The organism is Microcoleus sp. B3-D7, assembly GCF_036705305.1.
GTDB lineage: Bacteria > Cyanobacteriota > Cyanobacteriia > Cyanobacteriales > Microcoleaceae > Microcoleus.
Map to the genome: position 1 here is coordinate 68,361 of NZ_JAUBUE010000024.1, position 22,404 is coordinate 90,764.

Consider the following 22,404-nt stretch of genomic DNA (forward strand, 5'->3'; position numbering starts at 1 on the left):
AGGCGATCGCCTGAATTCTGAAACTACCAGTAGCAAGGTGCGGCTAGCGCACCTCACCACGAATTCAAAACTCAAAACTCTTGCCCTAGCCGGTATTCCGCATCCCCGCAGCAATTCCATTAATCGTCAGCAGAGCTCCCCGCAACAATTCACCCTTGCTGTAACGCGAGTGAATCACCCCGGGAACCCCGCCACTACCATGCTGCCGCAAGCGTTTCAGCAGCGAAACCTGCAACAAACCCAAAGGCACAATCGTCGCATTTCGCAACTGCACCGATCGCTGCAGCGATGGATCTTCGTCCAACAAACGCTGGTGTCCGGTAATTGTTAAAACCAAATCGCGAATCAAATGAAATTCGGCAGCAATTTGATCAAATAAAGCCTTAAAACGCTCCTTATCAGCAGGCAAAGCTAACTCCTGCACGTAGTGTTCTGCAATCTGCAAATCCACCTTAGATAAAGTCATTTCTACCTTAGAAATTACCATTCTAAAAAACGGCCATTTTAAGTAGAAATACTGCAAAAGTTTCATATGTTCTTCCGGTTCCTCCAGCAAAAACTCTTGCAAAGCTGTGCCGACACCGTACCAAGAAGGCAGCAAAAAGCGGCTTTGAGTCCAGCTAAACACCCACGGAATTGCTCGCAAACCGCTGATGTCTTTTTTGCCCCCGCGCCGGGCCGGACGAGAACTAATTTGCAACTGGCTGATTTCTTGAATCGGGGTAACTTGGTGGAAAAAATCGACTAAATCCGGCTGTTCGTATATTAAATGGCGGTAGTGCGATCGCGATCTCGCCGATAACTCCTCCATAATCTCATTCCAAGGGTCGATACCATCAAAACCAGTGTGCAGCAAACTCGCTTGAATTACCGCCGCCGCCACCGTTTCCAAATTGTAAAGCGCCAACTCCGGCAAAGAATATTTAGAAGCCAAAACCTCGCCTTGTTCAGTAATCTTAATTCGCCCGCTAATACTCTTTCCAGGCTGAGCCAAAATTGCCTTGTAAGCAGGTCCGCCACCGCGCCCTACAGAACCGCCTCTGCCGTGAAAAATCCGCAACTCTACATTGTAATTTTCGGCAACCATTTGCAAAGCCTTTTGAGCTTTGTGGATTTCCCAATTGCTGCTGAGGAAACCCGAATCTTTATTGCTGTCCGAATACCCCAGCATCACCTCTTGCAATTTGAGAGTTTCGATGGGAACTTGGATATTTTCTTCGCTTTTTTCCGCTATTTCCTGCGCGTATCCTCCTGCTAGCAAAGCTCGATAAAGCGGCAGATCAAATATTTTTTGCATTACTTCCGGCGCTTTTTTCAAATCTTCCACCGTTTCAAACAGGGGAACTACTTGAATGCTGCTAATTCCTGTAGCCGGATCGTAAAGTCCTGCTTCTTTTGCTAATAGCAAAACCGCCAGCAAATCGCTGACATCGTGGCTCATGCTAATGACGTAAGTTTCGCAAATTTCCTGGCCAAACTCCTGCTGCATTTGCCGCAATATTCGGAAGGTATTGATCGTCTCGCAAGTTTTGGGAGAAAAGGGCAATTCTGCTGGAATTAAAGGGCGGCGAGTTTGCAGTTCCGTTGCAAGCCAAATAATTCGATCGCATTCCGACATTTGATTGTAAGGCTTGGGCAAAATTTGCAAGTATTCAGCAATTTCGCTCAAAGCGTCGGAGTGTACTGTTGACTCTTGGCGGATATCTAGGTAAGCCAAATTAAATCCGTAAATTTCTACTTGGCAGAGCAGATTTTCCAAGTCCCGACAGCTCAAACCTGTTTCCACTAAATTGTGCTCGATGAGCTGCAGCTCGGTCAAAAACTCAGCGCCCGATCTATAAAGGCCGGTCATTCCGGGATTTTCCGACAAAGCTTCCCGTTCCCGCTGCAACTCGTCTCCTTTGTAGAGCCGCCAATTACGATCGCGCGTATTTTCCAGCCGCTGCAGCACGTAGGCCAGCTTCAACCGATAAGGTTCTTGGCGGTAGCGGATCGCCCACTGCTCGTAAACCTCGGGGAATTCGGATCTGTCGCGATCGAGAGATTCAAGCAATTCCGGCAGCACGTCGCTCCAGTGCAGCGACAAACTCAAAAGTTCGTTCAGCCGCTTTACCGCGCCGATGTACTTTTCTAGCACTAAGTGGCGCTGATAGCAAGCCGTTTGCCAAGTAACTTTCGGAGTCACAGAAGGGTTGCCGTCCCTGTCCGATCCCACCCAAGAACCGAACTTGCAAAAATTGTAACTAGGCGGTTTCAGATAAGGATAAGAAGCGTGCAGAGCTTGCTTTAAGCGGTGGTAGAGTTCGGGAATAGCATCAAACAGAACTTCCTCGAAGTAGTGGAGAGTGTATTCCACCTCGTCAAGCACAGTCGGCTTGAATTGGTGCAGTTCGTCAGTGCGCCACCAGAGGCGAATTTCTTCCATCAGTTGCTCTTGGAGAGCCGCCGCTTCCCAGCAAGACACCGGGTAGGGGCTTTGAGAGTCGGCCCCGAGTACCTGAAATTTCTCGTCAACTTGGTCTAGCTGTTGGAGAATCTTCGCCATTCGTCGCTGTTTGGTGCGGATCGTGTGGCGGACAATTTCCGTCGGGTGAGCGGTGAATACCAAGCGAATGTCTAACTGATCGATCAAGCGCTGGATTTGCTGGCTGGGTACGTTCAAGCGCAGCAACATCGGGAACAGTTGGTGAAAAGTGCCGGCATCTCGGGTGATCGTCTCGCTGCTGTCTGCCTTGCTCAGAGTCATTTGGGCCGGGCCAGGGCCTTCCCGGTGGCGGGGGCGATCGGGGGCATCCGTTGCTTGTCCGGGCAGCTTAGAAAACATCCGCCCACCAGCATCGTTGCTGCTAGCGTAAGCTAGCTGTTGGTCTCGCTGTTCGTAGTGCTGTTCGACAATGTTTATCAACTGAAAATACAGTGCAAAAGCCCTAGCGGCGCGGATGGCGGCGTTGAGGTCGAGCTTTTCGATTAGCTGTACGACATTCGACTCGCGAAAGTGAGTGGCTTGTCCCTCGGCGGAATTGACCGATCGCATTTGTTGGAGCAAATCCACCAATTCCTGCCCGCACTCCTGTCGCAGCACCGATTCCCACAAGTCCTCTACTACTTTGAGGCGATTGCGCAGAAACAGGTCTGATTTTGAGTAAGCGGGAGAATGGGAAATAGATGTTGCATCAATAGCCTGTTCTGAAGACTGGAGGACTGAACTCATCGGGCTGTTCCTCAATAGCTGCGGGTGTCAAGAAAATTGTATGGTTTAGTTTCGCCTAAAACACTTTTGTTTGCAGTCAAATTTGAGACAACTTATTGCAACGTAGAAAGTAGAAGGCACTTATGTACAAAGTATAAGGAAAGATTAATTCTTAGGCCACAGATTGTACCTATTGTCAAGCTTTCATATCAGTTGAGTGGCGATTTTAGATTTTAGACGATCGGCGTCAGACGTTCGGCGAGCGATCGCGTCGAACACTTTGAGATTTACTCCCAAGATGACTCTGGGAAGTTGAACTAGGGTCGAAAATTTTTATCTCTCCCCGACCGGAGTCGGGGGCTAGTATCCGTTTTTGGGCGGAGTCAAAAAATTTAACTTCTAGCTGCTGCAGCATCATTCCTTGGGCTTTCTAATCCTGTGATTGAGGAAAGTTGAGCACGGGAAGGCGCGAACCCCGAAAGACTTCTTCGCTTTCAACGCCGATCGACGCAACAAACTCAGCAGCAGCTTTAGCCACCACCAACCCGCCCAGCATAGGTAAAGCGACCAAGCTCAATAAAATGTCTGAGGGAACTGGCAACTTTGGACTCTCAGGTGTTTGATTTTTGAGCAAGTCTTGGTTTTCCGACGGCATAAATTCCTCCTGTGTCAATCCATAATCCCCAGTTTACAAGCCAAATAATCATCTTGACCGCTGCTTTCTGACTAATGACTTCTGAGATCAAATCCGGTGACATCCGACGAAAGATATCCTGCAAGCGATCGTCCCCGCGTAGCCAAGTCTATAAATATCTTGTCGCGAGATATTAAGCTCGCACTCGGAAAAAACACTTTGTATAAAATCGGGATACTCCCCGAATGCTATCGATCATCGTGCGACTCTCTCCGCGTCGTAGCCCAACGAAACCACAGCACTACAGTCGGAAAATAATAGACATTTCCAGAAAAGCCAGTCTTGAACAGGCATCCTGCCTGTTCCACAAGAATTATGAGAGAGGTCTAATTATTATTCGGATGCAAACGGAAACGATATGACTAATGACGAATAACTTGTTGCTTAGCTTAATTTGGACCTATCTGTGCCAAAATGTCGAGGTATTATCAAAAAAATATTCCCCAACGGCTCGAAGCCGAGGGGATACAAGGCAAGACACTAAGTCCAGCGTGGCTTAAACCAGACAAAACGGTTAGGCTCGGCAAATCAAATAATTGTCTGTAAAATCTGTAACTGTGCTATTTCTAGAAAACAAAACCAGCTTTGGCAAAATTTAGAGTTTCATGTTGAATGCGAACGGGAGCATATTGGCAGACAATCGATCGAGCGCGTCGCAGTGGGCGCAAGAAGCTTTAGGGCTTCCCGAAGTTCAAGTACAAGCGCGTTTGCGGGGAAATCACCTGCACATTTTGTGCGAAGCAGCGCAGTGTCCGTCTCAAGAATTGGTGACGGCGAGATTTACCAACGCCCTCGAACACACTGATTTAACGCGACTGCTGCCCGATCGACCTAAAATTTACCAGTTGTTTCTGTGCGGCCGCAAAATCGGTTCCCGACAAAATGACTGGACAGTCCGGCTCGATTGCAGCAGTCCCAAGCGACAGCAACAGCCACAGCAACCGGAACCAAAAGTTGCCGAAGTGCCGCCGCCAGCGAGTTCCCCCGAGGAAGCGCCCGCAAGCCCTAAAAGAGGCGGATTTTTCGGCAAATTTAAGAATGACAACCAGAAACTCAAACAGACACCAAAACCGGTAGAAACAGCAGCCAACCCGCCGCAAGTACGGGAAGAACTGGATTTTGACGCCGAAAGTCTGCCCATCGCCTCCCGCATTCAATACCCAGAAGCTTTTGAAACTTCCCCCGTGACGATCGACACTTCGGCTGCTGCGACGCGGGAAGCTTTTAGTTCCGCCGTTCCCCCGCAGCAGAAAGCGAACCGTGGCGCGGTGGCTTTGATTCAATCCCCCGAAGCTGACTCAGGCGAGGGCGATCGCGATGGAACATTGACGGTTTCGCCGGAAACGTTGGCGCGCCGGGGCTATCCAGATGCGATCGCCAGCTATCTCAGCGAAATTCTCGGCCCGATGGGAGTTTCGGTGAAAGTCAGCATTCGCGAAAAAGAACTCAAAACCAACCGGGAAACCCTGCCGGTGAATTCACCGGAAAATATCAAACTCAAGGAACGCCGACTGCTAGTGCTGTGCGAGTCAGCTTACAGCCCAGACCCCTCATTGCTGGCCGAACCCATCGCCGGCAGGCTGCGAAAACTGCAACTAGAGGATTTCCGGGAAGCCGTGATCGCCAGCCAAGTCAGCGGCGAAGCAAAGCCGGATTGGCTGCTGCGGGTGGATTTGACTTCGCCGGACAAAATTCTCAAGGAATGGGCCAGGTGGGGAGACGTACAGTCGATCGCCAAACTGCTAAATCAACACTTGGCTGCATCAAGAGTCGAAGTGCGGGCTACCCTCAAAGAAGCAACCCTCCACCTTTTTTGCAGCAAAACTGCCAAAAAAGGACAAAAGCCTAAACGGCAAGAATACCCGGACAAGCAGCAAACCACCGACGCGATCGCCCCTTTGTTAGCCTCCTTCGCGCCCCAAGGCATCCGCGCAGCTACTATCTACGGCGTAGAACCAGCCAAGGACTCTCAGGCGGCGCCGGAGTCCCCGGTGTGGATAGACTGGGTAGACTTGCCTGCCGCTCATCACCCCGACTTGGCGGCAAACGCTAGAACGCTGGCGATCGAGGGCGACCAATTGGCTTTGACTTTTTTATTGAACAGGTTGCTCAACCCCAATCTCAGACGCAAGCTGGAAACTGGAGGGATTCGGGCTGTCGTGCTGCAAAAAGCCAACGTGCTGCACGTCATGACAGAAGCTCTGACTTGCCCTTCTCAGTCGAAGGTAGGCCCGCCGGTGGCGAAATTTTTGCGGCACTTACAAATTCCGGGAGTGGCAGGGGTGCGAGTCTACGGACGGCGCGCCGGCCAGAAACTGCCCCTGTGGCGCTACGCAATCGACCTCAGAACCGCTGTTGACGAGGAATCAGCGACGGCACCCGCACCAGATACATCCCAAGTGGCTGTGTTGGAAAAGGAACCGGTGCCGGAGTTTGCGCCGGCGGAGGATGGGAGTTTTTCGGGTTTGGGCGACAATTTGGTGTTCGATGCTCCGATGCCCAACTCCTGGCGGCCCCGCTTCAAAATCAGACTCCCCGGATACAATCTGGGCGAGCAATTAGTTCAAGCTGCGGTGCAACCCCTTGTCGCTTCGGGATTGTTTGTTCCCAACGATGGTTTATCAACGAATACTGCTGCGCCGGGGGGCGTGAGAGCCGATCGCGCCGCGGGAATGGCTTTGATTTGGGCGATCGCTGGCTGTCTGCTGACTTTCAATACCGATTGGCTGCTCGGTCTATTTCTGCAATCTGCGACGGTCAGTCAAGCTCCTAGCGCCTCCGAAGTTTGCAGTGGGCCCAATTGTCAAAATTCAGCTCCCAAGGCTTTGGGCGACGTTACAGCCAGACTTCCGAACGAAACCGCGAACCCCGTTCCCCCTTCTGGGGAGGTGAACTTGCCTCAAATTCCCTTGCAGCCGTCGCCGGAAGCGAACCAGCAAGAGGTTTTTAATGGCTCTGGGTTTACGAAACCGGGAAATACTAGCGTTCCTGTAGCTGATGTTTCTGCTCCTCCGGTGTTCCCAACTTTGAGGAGCGAGCAGCTTGACGATCAGATAGCGCGCTATCAAGAGTACATCCACCTGCACAAAAAACCGCCGGATATTTTAATTGTCGGTAGTTCGAGGGCGCTGCGGGGCATCGACCCGGCGGTTTTGGAAACCGCTTTAGCAGCTTCGGGCTACCCGGGGCTGAGGGCTTACAATTTTGGGGTAAATGGAGCTACTCTCCAGGTTGTAGATTCGATCATCCGTCGGATTTTGCCACCACAACAACTCCCGAAATTGTTGGTGTTGGCGGACGGGGCGAGGGCTCTCAACAGCGGGCGGCCGGATTTGACTTTTAGTGCGATCGCTTCTTCGGAAGGTTACAGGCAATTGAGCCGGGGTAGTTTTCTGATCCGCACCAATCAATTAGAATCCGAAACATCGAACGAAAGCGCCAACAATCCCGTGGCGACTGCGACTGAATTGGTAAACAATTTGGGACAAGCTCAAGCTAATGTTCAGCAATTGGTGAGTCAAAAGTTGGTGGAGGGTTCTGCAACTTACAAAAAGCGCGATCAACTTAAAGGGTTTTTGCGATCGCTCGCCAATCCATCAGCCCCTGCTGCAACCGAGATTGCCCAAACGCCAGCCCTGGGTGAACAAACAACGGAAAATGCCCAGCCAACTGCTGCGAGTAAACCCGTCAGCGAGTTTCAACCAAATGGCTTTTTGCCGATCGATATACGCTTCAATCCCGAGACTTACTTTCAGAAGCACCCAAAAGTATCTGGTTATTACGACTCCGACTATCAAAATTTTAAATTGATAGGTGAACAAGCTCTAGCACTCAAAAATCTGATCGAATTTACCAAGGTTCGCAACATCAATCTCGTGTTTGTGAATATGCCTCTGACTGAAGATTATTTAGACCCGGTGCGGACAGGTTACGAACAAGAATTCCGGCAATATATGCAAGAATTAGCAGCTCAAAGCGGACTAATTTTCCTAGATAAGAGTTTATTGTGGCCCCAGGCGCGGGAATCTTTTTCCGACCCCAGCCACCTCAACCGTTACGGGGCTGTTGCAGTTTCTAAGCGGTTGGCTCAAGATCCCATGATTCCCTGGCCCGCGAAACAGTAGTTTTGAGTTTTGAGTTTTGAGTTATTTTAGAAGTTAAAGGAACCCAGCCTGCCGAGTGGCCCGCTGCTCTTTCAAAACTATTCTTTCCTGCGGCTAAATACTGAAAATGAAAAGATTGATATTTCCTGAAAATAGCAAAAATACACAGATAAAAACTCCTAGAAAAAATCTGCCTGTGATATTTTTTATATTATCTTTAGCATTTTTCTGTTTCAGTTTGTATAAAGGTTTCTTTTTACCTTTAGCTTTATCAGCGGGGCCGCCCAGCAACGAACAAAGTAGCGAACAGCCAACTCTGGCACCCTTTGAAGAGGTTGTCAAAGACGCGCAAAAGTTAGAGGGATTATTTACTCTTTACCGCAATCAAGCAACTGATAAAGTATATCTGGAAATTACACCGCAACAATTCAACAAAAAGTTCCTGTGCTTTGTGACATTGGCATCGGGTTTGGGGGAAGCGGGCATTTTGAGCGGAATGCCGATCGGCGATTTCTTGTTTCAACTGCGGCGCGTCCAAAATAACGTGCAGTTTGTGATCCCAAATATAAATTTTCGCACAAGTCCGGGCGACCCGCAAGCAGGTTCCGTAGCGCGGGGATTTAGCGACTCGATTCTCTATTCTTTGCCTCTCAAAAGCATTCATCCGCAAAGACAAACTCTGCTAATAGATTTAGGAGAGTTGCTGATGAGCGAAAAACGCGATTTACCAGGGGTAAAAGCAATTTTGCCGATGCTTTTGGGTTCTTCTTACTCGATCGATGCAGACAAGTCTTCTTTTAAAGATGTTAAAGCGTTTCCGCTGAATGTGGAAATTGCTTCTGTCTATGGTTTTTCTAGCGATAACGACAGTGCGGTTAACTATTTACCTTCGGTTCCTGACAGTCGGGCTTTTAACCTCCGCATTCACTACAGTTTCTCGGAAGTGCCGCTAAATAACGGCTACCGCCCCAGACTGGCGGACGAGCGAGTGGGCTATTTTCTTACAGCATATAAGGACTTTTCTGACAAGAGCAGCCGGGAGCCTTTTGTGCGCTATATCAATCGCTGGCATTTGCAAAAGCAAATCCCGACAGCGCCGATGTCGCCTCCGGTACAGCCGATCGTCTTTTGGATTGAAAATAATGTGCCTCCCGAATACCGAAACGCAATTCGCGAGGGCGTTTTGGAGTGGAACAAAGCTTTTGAAAAGGCAGGTTTTAGTGAGGCAATTCAGGTCAAACAAATGCCGGACAATGCTAAATGGGACCCGGCTGACGTTCGCTACAATACTATCCGCTGGTCGAGTTCTTTTGAGCCTCAGTTTGCCGGCATCGGGCCGTCTCGCACTAACCCGCTGACGGGGGAAATTTTGGATGCTGACATTCTGTTGGATGCTAATGTTGTCCGGGAAATCAAACAGGGTTATCGGTCTTTGGTGGAACAAAATAGATCGCTATCTAAGAGTTTTCAAGGGCGAAACGGTTCTAATACTAATCCCTGTCAGTTTGGAATGTATTCTCGCTATTTGAATATGCTAGAAAATGGGGATTTAGGAAAAAGCAGCGGGGAAAATGAGCGAGGGGGAATTGCTGAGGATTTGCCGACTTTGGTAGAACGATATCAACAGCAAAAGCGAGCTCCTTTATCGCGGTTGATGTCGAGTTCGGATATGTGTTTTGGGTTGGAATCGAGCCGCCAGTTTGCGATGGGGGCCATGTCGATGGATCTGTTGCAAAATGCAGCGCCTAGCAGTCCGACAATTGACAATTATGTTAATGAATATATCCGATTTTTGACGGCGCACGAAGTCGGTCACACTCTCGGTTTGAGGCACAATTTTCACGGGAGTACGATGCTGCAACCGGAGGATTTGAACAATACTCAGGTAACTCGCACGCAAGGTATGGTGGCGTCGGTGATGGATTATGTGCCGATTAATTTGGCACCGCAGGGAACTGTGCAGGGCGACTATTTTCCAACGATTGTAGGGCCTTATGACGATTGGGCGATCGAGTATGGTTACAAGGTGGTTGGCGGTGCAAACCCGAACACCGACTTACCAGCGCTGCAACAAATTGCCAGCCGCGCTGCCCAAGAGCAATTAGCTTACGCGCCGGATGAGGATTCTGTTGATATTCTCGATCCCGCTGCAAATACTTTCGATCTCAGCGCGAATATGCTGAGGTATTCGCAATGGCAATTGGATAATGCGAGGGCGATGTGGAAGCGTTTAGAAAAGCGAACTCCGGTTGGGGAAGACGGTTATAACGAACTGCGGGTGATGTTTGATTCGGTGTTCGGGTATTATGTCAACCAGGTGATGAATGCTACTTTATACGTCGGCGGGCAGTCGTTTAATCGGATTCGCCCTGGAGATACTAATGCGAAGTTGCCGTTTGTGCCGATCGAACTTTCTCAGCAGCGAGAAGCTTTAGCAACCCTTGAAAAGTACGTTTTTGCACCGGATGCGTTTAGTTTTGCGCCGGAGTTGCTCAACAAATTGGCGCCTTCGCGCTGGGAGCACTGGGGAAGTCCGGCTTTGGTGTTTCCTCTAGATTACCCGATCGGCGATCGAATTACTTTTTTGCAGCGGTTTGTGTTGCGGGTTTTGCTATCTCCGATGCGCTTGGCGAGGCTGCGGGATGCCGAGTTGAAATCAGCACCGGAAACTGCTTTGAGGTTGCCGGAAGTGTTGGATACTGTGCAAAAGGATATCTGGCAAGAGGTTTTGCAGCCGGAAAAGAAGATGCAAATTTCCACTTTTCGGCGTTCTTTGCAGCGGGAACATTTGGCGATTTTGATCGGAATGGTGCTGCGAAAAACGAATGTTCCAGAGGATGCGCGGAGTTTGGCTTGGTACGAGTTGCGACAGTTGCGGGAGGGTTTGAGCAAGAGTATTCGGAATTTGGATCGGAATGCGGATGCTTATACGCGGGCTCATTTGGAAGAAACGCGCGATCGAATTTCTAAGGTTTTGAATTCGCAAATTCAGTCGAATTAATCTTATAGTTAGGTTCTCGTCGCAGTAATTCTGTGACGAGTTCCTAATTCAAGTCCGCATCAGTTTGGTAGCGCACATTCACGATCGCCAATGCGCTTTCGTCGCTTATCGCTTAGCTAGTTGTTGCTTTAAATCCAGGATCGCAGCGCTGGTGTTGCGTTTAACGAATTTCTACACAGCGGGCGATCGCACTTCTCGGTTGCGATACTTCAGACGCGGAATTGAGCCGTCTCCGGGGCGATCGTACAAACTCTGATAATCTTGCCAAGTCGCAGGTAAGCGTATTACAGAACGCGCAGCCCATTAAATTTTTTATGGTGAGATGAGGGCAAGCATGGTCTAAGCTCGCTTTTGCAGCCATTGATTTTAATGATAACAAGAGTGGTGCGGGCGATCGGATTTGAGCCTTGCCAATTGCTCGATTTGATTTTCGACTATTTCAACCTGTGGGCTTTATCTAATCGGTGTTTCACCAGTTATTTCACCCTCAATAATTGTCTCTCTAAGATTCGCCCATTCAAAATTCGCTCCTTCAAGATTCGCCCATTCAAGATTTGCCTCTTCAAGATTTGCCTCTTTAAGATTCGCTCCTTCAAGATTTGCCTCTTCAAGATTTGCCCATTCAAGATTCGCCCCTTCAAGATTCGCCCCTTCAAGATTCGCCCTTTCAAGATCCGCCCTTTCAAGATCCGCCCCTTCAAGATTTGCCCCTTCAAGATTCGCCCTTTGAAGACTCGCCCCTTGAAGATTCGCCCCTTGAAGATTCGCCCCTTCAAGATTCGCCCCTTCAAGATCCGCCCCTTGAAGATTCGCCCCTTGAAGATTCGCCCCTTCAAGATCTGCAAATAGAAGTAGTGATGATTGAAGATTTGACCCCCTAAAATCCGCATTATAAAAATCTCTCATATACAAAATACATCCTGATAGATCTAAATAGCTCAGGCAATAAAAAGATATGGGATTGGAGCCTCCTGTTCTTTGCCCTTGGAGTCTTGCGAGTAATGTTCCAAAATCGTATGGAGAAGGAAATTCTATTTTCGACACCTCTTTAGTTAAACGATTGAAAACACCTAAAATAGCCAATAAACTATCTTCGGAATTGCGGGCTTGTCGATTCTCTTCCTGAAAGTTAGGTCTGGGGTCTAGGAGTTCCATTGGCATTCCATGCCGCAGCATGAATCCAATTAGATGACAGAAGGTCTGCTGCCATTTAGCAACATCAGAAGAATCATGCAGATGCTGCAAGCGCACTTCATCTAGAACAAAGTTGAATAGATATTCATCCATTGCAGATGAGCCACAGAGAATTGCCCAACGTTTTAGCGCCTCGCGTTCATCCCACCCTTCATCCGGATCGGTCTGGCGGTCTTCTAACTTTCTGTGAATCAGCCGCACCTCTCGCACAATTCGTCTTGCCGTCAGATATTCACCAAAGCTTTTGTGGGTAAATTCAAAAGTCTTTTCACCAGAGTTATCGTTCCCACTTTGACGGAAGTAAAAAGCAGTCAATAAGCGCGTTACGCTAGCTTTAGAATCCTCTTGGAAGCCTGTTTGAAAAAGGCTTAATAGTTTTTTCAGACCACTATTATCACAGTGGCTTTCAATCTCTTTGACAGTAGTAGTTCGTCCATTACCATGCCAAGAAGCTAAAGCAATTTCTTCCAGAATCCGAACAAAATCTTTCTCCTCAATTCCTTTAATCGCAGCGTGTTGATCGGCAGCCCAACCCCGTTCATAAATAGCTTTGAGTAAATCAGCATACACCGCGTTTAGATTCGTTTCCTCCGACAACTTCAGTGCACCTCGTTGAAGGCTAAGGGCAACTAGGTAATTAAGCAGGGGTTGAGCGGTAATCTCAGTCAGATTTCCTTGGTTTAGCTCTGGCGGTAAACCAGTATAGCCACTTCCACTTGCTTGACCGTAGCGCTGCCACCAAAGCTGTCGTTGGTCTTCCTCTAGTAACTTTTCGTCGGTATCGACATAATAGTGCTGCTTGCGGTCATGTTCGGATAAAAAGTAAGGAAGAACATAGAAAATTTGCCCTTCTTTACGGAAGGCAGTTTCATTTGCCTGTACAACAACTTCCCGACCACTGATCAACACCTGCACACAAGTTTTGTGCTGGTTCAATCGCTCTACCTTGCGCTGTACCTCTCCCACAAAGTCTTGAGCCGTTTTCTCAGCAATCTTGCCCTGCATGGCTAGTTCATCCAAGCCATCAAAAATAATCAGCAGGCGCTCTTCCCGATGCTCTGCCTCCAAAGGATTGTAGGGCAAAATACGATCGAAATTGACGAATTTTCCAACCGCATCAATCAGATCCTCTGAGGGTTCAAAGTGATGTAATGGAATAAACAAAACTCGAATATCTCCCTTCTCTGCCACCTTTGCAGCAAACATTTTGGTTAAAGAAGACTTGCCGCTACCGGGGCCACCGCTAATGAGTCGAATAGCATCATCTCGTTTTGCTTTAGTTAACCAGCCTTCTAATTCTGTTTCCAACTCAACCACAATTCGTTCAAATTTTCTGCTGCTTCCAATCCTCTCTTCTAGGTCTTCATCTTTCTGCTTTTCTACTTTGCGGTTATAGTAAGCCCGAAGCGGCACAAATACCTGCTTCAAACTGAAAGCTTCCAAAAACATAGGTTCTTCTACCTGTTTTTGCAGCCAGGTTGAATAGCGCAACCATGCTTGTAACCGTTCATTGGCTTGAGTAAACGGAGTATCCAGCTTTTCTTGAAGAACCGCATAGTCTTTTCGGCGACTAGCCCATTCCTCATGGAGTGCCGCCGCGAAATAAATGGGTAGCCGCTGGCTGATTGCCTTTGCTTCTACCTCACTCAAGCCAGAATCTTTTAGCCACTGGGTAAAAGCTGGTTTAATCACCCCAAGGATCTTATCTTTCTCAGGGTGTTGAAAAAACTTTTTATTGATCGATAAACTACTATTCGCTAAAGCCTCATTAATTTTAGTCTGTAATAATTTGAAATGAAACTTCTCAGATTCCAGCTCTTTTTTTTCCTCAACCAGGTTCTTCATTGCCTGGAACAACGAGCGATAAACAAACAACCAAGCAATTTCTTCAGCACCTGCTGCTAAACCTAATGCACCCAAAGCATCAACTCCATCCGCTGCAAGGCTATCCCATTTGCCAAAAGCAATGTCTGCACCTACTTTGGCTACTGCCTTAGAAAAATCCTTAAAGTTGACTTCGAGCGATTTTTGGACGAGCGGAACGGGCTGTTTGATTGAAAGTCCAGACTCATTATTCATATCTTATTCCGTTTTTTAATTACTAGAAAATCTCTGACCCATATATAAGCTATAAGCCAAACCCAAATCCAGCGGTAGAAAAACTCAAAAAATTGAATGCCTAAAAGCTGCCGATATTTCCTTAGCTTACTTCATTTATCGTCCCAAACTCACACCGCGATCTAATTCTGCGATCGCTATGCTGTAATAGAGATCAGTCCATTCACACTTCCATAGTTTATGACCGCAGCAGTATCTATTGACATTGGTACGCTCATTACACGCACTCCCGGACTGCATGGCGGATGTCCCCACATCTTCGGTAAAGGCGTTACCGTTCGTCGCATCGTAACCTGATACAAGCGAGGATTGAATGCTGAAGAGATTTGCGATCGCATCCGACATCTCACCCTCGCCGAAGTTTACGCCGCACTCACCTACTATTATGCCAACACCCAAGAACTTGAAACTTATTTGCTCCATCAAGCAGCAGAAGTTAAGCGTCTTGAAGCTTGGCACAGCAACTTTGGTAAATATGAAATGCTAAGATAATAAACAATACATCGCCAACAGAAAAATCTTCTAGATAAGCACTATCCTCAAACTGGGAAAGAGAAACTGATTTTTACCGGGTAAATTTAGCGGGTGTAGGAGCAATATCGGCAATGAAGTAAAGTTTTATAACAAAACTCAACATCTGTGCTTCTTGAGTAAACCGTAAAGTTCGATCTCTTCAAACTGCCCTCGGTGAAAAACACGCTGTTTTTGGCTACCTTCCTGCGTCATTCCCAGGTTTTGTAGCACCTTAGCCGAGGCTATATTCCGCCTGAGACAAGTTGCAAAAATGCGATCGAGCTTTAATGTTTCAAATATTCAAGACTTATTTAGTGTAATTGATTCGTTTTTTTTCTCAAAAATTATGTCTGCTAACACTGCAAAAAATCATTACTTCCGATTGGCATTGTTCTGGGCGTTTCTGGGTAGTTTGGGAAGCTTGGCGGTGTTCCCTTATGCGCTGTCTCTGAATCCGGCACTAAGTCAATTGCCTACACCACTACCTGTTTTGGCGATCGCCTCCGCCCTGCAAACCGGAATTTTTCTAATTCTCTTTTGTTGGATTGGACTCCGCCTCGGTAAGTCGATCGGACTTGATTCGCCCATAGCTCGTGCTTTGGTATATCGACAGCCTTTCACGCCAATATCTAAATCTGCCCTTAACACGGCGCTAATTGTAGGCTGCATCGGTGGAATCGTCCTGATTGGATTGAGTTTAGCTTTCCAACCTTGGATGCCGCCAATGGCAACTCCAACAATGCTCGAAATTGACCTCTGGAAACGCATATTAGCTTCCTTCTACGGAGGCATCACCGAAGAACTCTTGCTGCGACTGTTCGGTATGACATTGATTGCGTGGCTACTTTGGAAAATTTTTGAGCGAGACAAACCGCAACCCTCTACATTGATTTTTTGGCTGGCAATTGTGGCGGCGGCGATTCTGTTTGGTGTGGGTCATTTGCCTGCCGCTGCCAATCTCTGGGGACTAACCCCAATCGTCATTTTCCGAACGATTTTGCTCAATGCCCTCTTAGGGATTCCCTTTGGTTTTCTTTACTGGCGTTGGGGATTAGAATACGCTATGTTATCTCATTTTGTGGCAGATTTGGTACTGCATGGAATAGGAGGAAGTTAGCAGGATATGCAAACAATGCAATGGTACAACGAACCTTTACAATGGCATGAGGATAACGATGTTATCCATATTACCGCCGGGGCAAAGACTGACTTTTGGCGGCAAACTCATTACGGATTCATTCGCGATAACGGCAACTTTTACTACCGTCAACTTTCAGGCGACTTTACAGCAGAAGTCAAAATTACTGGTTGCTATCAATCACTCTACGATCAAGCAGGATTGATGATTCGAGAGAGCGAAAATGTCTGGCTCAAGTGCGGCATTGAGTTTGTTGAGGGAGTGCAAAACGTGAGTGCGGTTGTGACACGAGACTATTCCGATTGGTCTGTTATTCCACTTGAAGTGCCACCAGTTTCCCTGTGGCTACGGGTAAAGCGCCGAGCTGAAACGGTGGAAGTGCAATACTCTTTGAATGGGTCAGACTATTCAATGATGCGACTGGCATATCTAACTGAGTCATCAATCCTTCAAGTTGGGTTAATGTGTGCGGCTCCCCAAGGTGAAGGCTTTGCAGTCGAATTTGAAGGGTTTAAGCATAGTAACCAGATCTAATGGGGGTGGTAAAAAACAGATTTCTGCGCCACTCCATATATAAAATTAAAATTAGGGGTGAGTGCTTTTCACTTACCCCTACTATTTTTTTGGCGCTTTTGAACCTACTAAAAAATGTAGCAATAAATTACCACAAAAGCTACGCCATTTATTCTAAAAATATTTGTCGAGGTTGAGGGTCAAAATCATGAAGGCTCCGAGCAAATGACCTGCGCTCATGCAAGCCAGAAATGCTGGTACGCTAACATTGTTGAACAAAGAGGGGAAGGGCAAAGGCATTTTCGGCCCGACGTGGGGATACCAAATGCGGCGGCTGAGAACTAACAATGCTAAGATATTGCAAACAAACATCACTATTGGTTTTTGCCAATTTCCTGATGCTGTGTCAGCTAGAGTCGATTCTACTACTGCAAGTAAATTTGAGTTAATCATCGTTGATGCTCCTATTTTTCATAAATTATCAGAAATGCTCGATGAGATTTCTTGCCAAAAATACAGCAGGGGCGATCGCCTGTACGCAATAAATATCTGTTGCTGTGAATCTTCACCGCGCCAGCGACAGCGCCCCCACCCCTAATCATCGAATTACAGCAAGAAGTCTTTTAATGCCATTCAAAAGTAACGAAAGATACAAAGTGACCAAACCATACTCCCTGCCATTTGTAACTTTTAGCCTGTCTGGCAGTGGTGGCATTTACTCACGCTGCCAGACAGGAAACACCGCTACTCATTACTGAGCAATGTAGGTAGGCAGAAAGTGAAGTATGTCACGGAGAACGCTATATCCAGCGGCGTCCCAAAGCAAATAAGCTAAGAAACCGATCATCGCTAAGCGACCGTTCCAAAGTTCTGCTTGTGGGTTGAAGCCAAACAGAAAGGCATTCCGATCTTTTCCGTTGTAAGCATTAGCCGTAGGAGGCAGGTTAGTAGGACGAGTTTCCATGTTTTTACATTCCTTAACAATGTTCGCTTCTCATGGTAGCGACCTAATTTCTGCTTTGCTATCTGTCTCTAGGCTCAAGATACACACAAGCCTAAAGGAGGATTTTGAAACAAAAAATAAAGTGTTAACTTTTGTTGCGCGAGATTTTTCCGCGATCGCCTGTATCTGTAGATACTAAATACAACTGCAAGTTGATATGGCCGCTGTGAAAGGCTCCATCGCCCCGTAGCGGCAAACAACGGCGCTGGTGACTCGACAATACTGAATCAGCGAGCTCCTAGACGCAAGAAAATTTAGTAAATTTCAACTCAAAAGCCGAACACATCGCGCGCGAGTTAATTAAAATAGGAGATAAACAGAGCGATCGGGAGAAACAGTTATCGAAACCATCTACGGCAATCTTCAAGGTTTAAAGTCCAGCCAGCTCAAGCAACTCGAAAAGCTTTACCACCAGCGACTACCGGGCGATCGCATCACCACTGCAGAATTCGCCCAGCGCGTCGCGGCCATCAGCACGGAAATAGACAAACCAATCTGCACCTACATCAACCGCCGCGGACAAGTAATTCGCGTCGGCGTGGGTTCACCCCGCCAAACGCAGATTGCGCCCCTAGAATTGCCCCGCTACGGGGGAGGTCGCCTCAGCGGCATTCGCTGCATCGCCACCCACCTAAAGCCAGAAACCCCAAGCGAAGCAGCTCTCACAGCAATGGCTATTCAGCGCCTGGACGCCCTGGTTTGGCTGACACTGACCGGCGGAGGATTTCAGCGCCGCGGCGGCGGTGCAACTGGTTACATCCAAGAAACTTATCTCGCTCACCTGATACCTCAAGGAGATCAGCCCAATTTTGAGTTCTCTGTTTTGAGCGCTCAGTTAGAACCAGATTCAACTGATGAAATAGAAGAGCCTTCAATTCCAAAGTCACTAATCAAAACTCAACACTTTCCCTGGAAAATCTCAGAACCGCTGAATTTGGACGAACTCGCCGACCAAGACTTTCTGGATTTGGTGGAAGGACTCGAAGCAGAGTTTCAAGCAGAGTTTGTCGCTAAGCAGGTCGATGCAGACCAAGACAAAGTGCTGTTGGTAGGTGTAATGACTCAGCACATGACTCAGTTGGAGTTTGAGGACGGGCTCGCAGAAATCACGCGGCTGGTTGAAAGCGCCGGAGGTCAGGTTCTGCAAACAGTGCGCCAAAAACGATCGCGCCCCCATCCGCAAACAGTCGTCGGCGAAGGCAAAGTTCAGGAAATTTCCCTCACCGCTCAGACGATTAGCGCTAACCTCGTTGTATTCGATCGCGACCTGGCCCCCGCACAAATACGGAACTTGGAAACTCAGATAGGTATTCGTGTCGTCGATCGAACAGAGGTAATTCTCGACATCTTTGCCCAAAGAGCTCGATCGAGCGAGGGTAAATTGCAAGTCGAACTCGCTCAGCTAGAGTACGCCCTGCCCCGGCTCAGAGGCCGCGGTCAGGCAATGTCGAGACAGGGTGGCGGCATCGGTACCAGAGGCCCAGGGGAAACCAAGCTAGAAACCGAACGGCGGACGATCGCCAAACGCATTTCTCGATTGCAGCAAGAAGTAAATCAACTGCTGGCCCACCGCTTCCGACTGCGCCAGAACCGCCATCATCACGACGTACCGTCAGTGGCGATCGTTGGCTACACCAACGCCGGTAAATCGACTCTGCTCAACCTGCTCACGAATTCCGAGGTCTATGCCGCCGACCAGTTATTTGCCACGCTAGACCCCACAACTCGACGGTTGACCATTCCCGGCACTGTCACCAGGGAACCCCTGTCGATCGTCCTCACAGATACAGTGGGCTTTATTCGTGAACTGCCTCCCGCCTTGATCGACGCTTTTCGGGCTACCCTCGAAGAAGTCACTGACGCCGATGCTTTGCTGCATCTCGTCGATCTCTCCCATCCCGCGTGGCAGAGCCAAATTCGATCGGTCATGAATATTTTGACAGATATGCCCGTAACTCCCGGCCCAGCCCTTGTAGTCTTTAACAAAATTGATGCCGTAGATGGAGAGACTCTCGCCCTCGCCCGAGAAGAATTTCCTCAAGCAGTATTTATTTCGGCCGCCAAAGGTCTTGGGATGGAAACTCTCCGCGACAGACTAGCTCAGCTCATTCAATACGCCCTCTACCCTCGGTAAATACTTAAATATTTCTTTTGAGTAGTTGACATGGGGGAATATACGTACATATACTGAGGACAGATATAGTCGAACTATGAGAGGATAAAAGAGTAGTCAGATTGTGCATTGCAAAGTACAATACAGCAGCTCTATTTTGCGATAGGTAAAATAATTAATTTCCGGAGGCCGCGGTCAAGGTAAAAAGACTCTTTGTTAATGGCTGTAAGGGCTGTTGGTTCAGAGGTAGCAAAAAGATGTTGCTTCACTCTATGCAAACTACACTCGGTGCAAACTACCTGTGCAAACCACGGTACGGGATGTCAAGGTAAAAGAGAATAATTTTATTAAAGTGTTTGGGCACTCACCTCAAGCGCTATACTATCTTTTACAGACGTCCGCCAGAGAATACATCCATTTATTGTAAGAACTCTAAAATCCTTGCCCGTCGTACAGCGCTAATCTCTAGGACTATTTCTATTTTTCGATTTTACCACTGTTTAACTAAATAGTTATGTGTACGCCACTGGCAAAACTAGCAATTGGACTCTCTGCCACAATGGCAACAGCGTTTTACTATCTAGCTGCCGCCCCTCCGGCAGCAGCAGTAGATGTCTGCGGTCCGGGAAATTATTCTACTGCTTGTGCCCCGACGCCGGCACCAAGCCCAACGGCATCCGACCCGCAATTGCCGAGCCAGCGGGGTTTGTCCGAAATATACAGAACCCCACCTTCGAGAGACACAACTTCTATTCCTGAACCGGGTACTGCGATCGCAGTCCTACTGACAGGTGCAGGAATGATCTGTTCGTGCAGAAAGCGAAACAATCAGGTTGGTCCGCAGCGCTAGGCAGGCTGATGACCAACCTGTTTGCCTTTACAATGTCTCCGTTTTTTTTAGCGCGGGTATTGGTTTACTTAAATTTATATAAAAAATTGTATAAAAAATAACTTGACACCTGGCTTGTGCGCTGCAAAGAGAGCCGGATGTTGAAGGAAGAAAGCGATAGGGTCTGCAGTCAGGGTAAAAACAAGGAAGAAGGCAAATGCACTTCCCGGCAAGGGTTTCAGCAATGAATAACCTCCGGTGCAACAGATAAGGTTGCTATATGTTGCTATATATAATAAAAATTAAAATATAAAAATTAAAATAAGATTGGTTAAGATCCATGCTTCGGACAGTTGTTGATAGCCAACCGTAGAATAAGGGTTGCAAGGCTCCTAGGCAAGTTTGCTACCAACGAAAAATCGAGGGTTTCAGCCTAGAAAGTAAAAACAGTCCGCACTATGGTTAAGATTACAATTAAAAAATATTGTTATTGTTTGAGCGTCCCATGATCCCTAAAGTAGAAATTTACACTTGGAGAACCTGCCCGTTTTGCGTTCGTGCCAAAGCACTGCTAAAGCGAAAAGGGATTGATTTTACAGAGTACGCGATCGACGGAGATGAAGCAGCACGGGCTCAAATGAGCGATCGAGCCAACGGAGGCCGCACCCTGCCACAAATATTCATTAACGACCAACACATAGGTGGCTGCGACGAAATTCACAAACTCGATGCTCTAGGCCAGCTAGACCCGCTGCTAGCAGCAAAATGAGGCATTCCCTGTCGAATTTTCAGTTAGCCCTAATTTTCCTTCGACCAATTCTTAATTTTAATTGACAATGAAATTTGCATTCATCATCGATCCCCTCGCGCGACTAATTCCAGGACACGATACCAGCGTAGCGCTGATGGAAGCCGCTCAAGAGTTGGGTCACGAAGTCTGGGCGACTCAAGCCAACGAACTAAGCGTCATCGGCGGCAAAACCTGGGCAATGCTGAGTCGGGTAGCCCTCACCCCAGTAAAAGTGGTAGATGGACGCTGGGAGGCTGCTGAGGCTTGGTACCAGGTAGAACAGCCTACTTTGCAGCCTCTAGAAGCAATGGACGCAGTATTTATGCGGACAGACCCCCCAGTCAACATTCCTTACCTCTACGCTACTTACCTTTTAGATGGCATCGATCCGGGTAAAACTTTGGTAGTTAACAGTCCCAAAGGATTGCGGGCGGCGAATGAAAAGATGTATGCTTTGCAATTTGAGGGAGCGATCCCCGAGACAATTGTTTCTCAAAACAAGCAAGTAATTCGGCAATTTGTTGAGAAAAAAGGACCAGCAGTTCTTAAACCCTTGGGCGGCAAAGCGGGCGAAGGGATTTTGTTTTTGGAAGCGGACGATCGCAATCTCAACTCCCTGGTCGAAATTAGCACTCAACAAGGGCAAATTCCAGTGATGGTTCAGACCTATCTGCCGGAAGCAAAAGAGGGAGATAAACGGATTATATTGTTGAACGGCAAGCCCATCGGTGCTATCAACCGCATTCCCACTGGCAATGAATTTCGCGGCAACATGGCCGTCGGCGGCAGAGTCGCAAAAACAGAAATTACCGATCGCGAACTGCAAATTTGTGCTCAGTTAGAACCAGTGCTGCAACGGGACGGACTGTACTTTGTCGGCATTGATATTATTGGCGGTTATCTCACAGAAGTTAATGTCACCAGCCCTACAGGGATCAGAGAAATTGACTTGTTTGACGGCGTTAATTTGGGCAAACAAGTAATTGAATGGGTGGAGAAGGAAGAAGGAAGAAGGCAGAAGGAAGAAGGATGAGGGAAGAAGCCAAGCACGACACAGATTAGGACACGGATACACGGATTAATTATCGACCGTGAGGCAGATTTACAGTCGTTAGTTATTTGTTAGTTGTTCCCAATTCCCAATCCCCAATTGCCAATTGCCAATTCCCAATCCCCAATTGCCAATTGCCAATTCCCAATCCCCA

At 47.8% G+C, this 22,404-nt stretch carries 15 protein-coding genes; 10 read left to right on the forward strand and 5 right to left on the reverse strand.

Features of this window, described 5'->3' with window-relative positions; genetic code table 11:
- Positions 1-85 precede the first annotated feature (85 nt).
- Together ppc and QUB25_RS17240 are read right to left on the reverse strand one after the other, a co-directional pair.
- The gene (gene ppc, locus QUB25_RS17235) at positions 86-3,211 is read right to left on the reverse strand and encodes a phosphoenolpyruvate carboxylase (RefSeq protein ID WP_333063778.1); all 3,126 of its coding nucleotides are present in this window, start codon (positions 3,209-3,211) and stop codon (positions 86-88) included.
- A 409-nt stretch (positions 3,212-3,620) separates the two neighbouring features.
- Entirely contained in the window at positions 3,621-3,863 is a 243-nt protein-coding gene (locus QUB25_RS17240) for a hypothetical protein (protein ID WP_333184518.1), read from the reverse strand.
- A gap of 626 nt (positions 3,864-4,489) precedes the next feature.
- Between QUB25_RS17240 and QUB25_RS17245 the strand changes: the two genes are divergently transcribed.
- The 3 genes from QUB25_RS17245 to QUB25_RS17255 all read left to right on the forward strand — a co-directional run bounded on the left by QUB25_RS17245 (position 4,490) and on the right by QUB25_RS17255 (position 11,244).
- On the forward strand, positions 4,490-8,008 hold the full coding sequence (locus tag QUB25_RS17245) for a hypothetical protein (RefSeq protein ID WP_333184521.1): 3,519 nt from the start codon (positions 4,490-4,492) through the stop codon (positions 8,006-8,008).
- A gap of 106 nt (positions 8,009-8,114) precedes the next feature.
- Positions 8,115-10,988, forward strand: coding sequence for a zinc-dependent metalloprotease (locus tag QUB25_RS17250; protein WP_445251959.1), 2,874 nt, complete (start codon positions 8,115-8,117; stop codon positions 10,986-10,988).
- Positions 10,989-11,052: 64 nt separating this feature from the next.
- Entirely contained in the window at positions 11,053-11,244 is a 192-nt protein-coding gene (locus QUB25_RS17255) for a hypothetical protein (RefSeq protein WP_333184527.1), read from the forward strand.
- Between the two features lie 197 nt (positions 11,245-11,441).
- Here the strand turns inward: QUB25_RS17255 and QUB25_RS17260 are convergent, their stop codons facing one another.
- Positions 11,442-14,261, reverse strand: coding sequence for a pentapeptide repeat-containing protein (locus tag QUB25_RS17260; protein WP_445251960.1), 2,820 nt, complete (start codon positions 14,259-14,261; stop codon positions 11,442-11,444).
- A gap of 348 nt (positions 14,262-14,609) precedes the next feature.
- On the opposite strand from QUB25_RS17260, the gene QUB25_RS17265 reads away from it, so the two are divergent.
- From QUB25_RS17265 to QUB25_RS17275, 3 genes are all read left to right on the forward strand, one after another.
- A complete protein-coding gene (locus tag QUB25_RS17265) occupies positions 14,610-14,792 on the forward strand; it encodes a hypothetical protein (protein ID WP_333184532.1) in 183 nt (60 codons plus the stop codon).
- Positions 14,793-15,159: 367 nt separating this feature from the next.
- Positions 15,160-15,930 carry a CPBP family intramembrane glutamic endopeptidase gene (locus QUB25_RS17270; RefSeq protein ID WP_333184535.1) on the forward strand — a complete coding sequence of 257 codons (771 nt, stop codon included), beginning with the start codon at positions 15,160-15,162 and terminating at the stop codon, positions 15,928-15,930.
- A 6-nt stretch (positions 15,931-15,936) separates the two neighbouring features.
- Positions 15,937-16,485: a DUF1349 domain-containing protein gene (locus QUB25_RS17275; RefSeq protein ID WP_333184537.1), complete on the forward strand. Its 549-nt coding sequence runs from the start codon at positions 15,937-15,939 to the stop codon at positions 16,483-16,485.
- 153 nt (positions 16,486-16,638) lie between these two features.
- On the opposite strand, the gene QUB25_RS17280 is transcribed toward QUB25_RS17275, so the two are convergent.
- Together QUB25_RS17280 and QUB25_RS17285 are read right to left on the reverse strand one after the other, a co-directional pair.
- Positions 16,639-16,917: a Photosystem I reaction center subunit PsaK gene (locus QUB25_RS17280; RefSeq protein WP_333082242.1), complete on the reverse strand. Its 279-nt coding sequence runs from the start codon at positions 16,915-16,917 to the stop codon at positions 16,639-16,641.
- A 298-nt stretch (positions 16,918-17,215) separates the two neighbouring features.
- Positions 17,216-17,428, reverse strand: coding sequence for a chlorophyll a/b-binding protein (locus tag QUB25_RS17285; RefSeq protein WP_333041855.1), 213 nt, complete (start codon positions 17,426-17,428; stop codon positions 17,216-17,218).
- A 577-nt stretch (positions 17,429-18,005) separates the two neighbouring features.
- Here QUB25_RS17285 and hflX point away from each other — a divergent pair.
- The 4 genes from hflX (at position 18,006) to gshB (ending at position 22,232) form a co-directional block, all read left to right on the forward strand.
- Complete coding sequence (gene hflX / locus QUB25_RS17290) at positions 18,006-19,601, forward strand: GTPase HflX (protein ID WP_333184539.1); 1,596 nt, start codon at positions 18,006-18,008, stop codon at positions 19,599-19,601.
- Between the two features lie 493 nt (positions 19,602-20,094).
- On the forward strand, positions 20,095-20,430 hold the full coding sequence (locus QUB25_RS17295) for a PEP-CTERM sorting domain-containing protein (protein WP_333063757.1): 336 nt from the start codon (positions 20,095-20,097) through the stop codon (positions 20,428-20,430).
- A 484-nt stretch (positions 20,431-20,914) separates the two neighbouring features.
- On the forward strand, positions 20,915-21,178 hold the full coding sequence (gene grxC, locus QUB25_RS17300) for a glutaredoxin 3 (RefSeq protein WP_333063755.1): 264 nt from the start codon (positions 20,915-20,917) through the stop codon (positions 21,176-21,178).
- A gap of 67 nt (positions 21,179-21,245) precedes the next feature.
- Positions 21,246-22,232, forward strand: coding sequence for a glutathione synthase (gene gshB, locus QUB25_RS17305; protein ID WP_333063753.1), 987 nt, complete (start codon positions 21,246-21,248; stop codon positions 22,230-22,232).
- Positions 22,233-22,404: the final 172 nt, after the last annotated feature.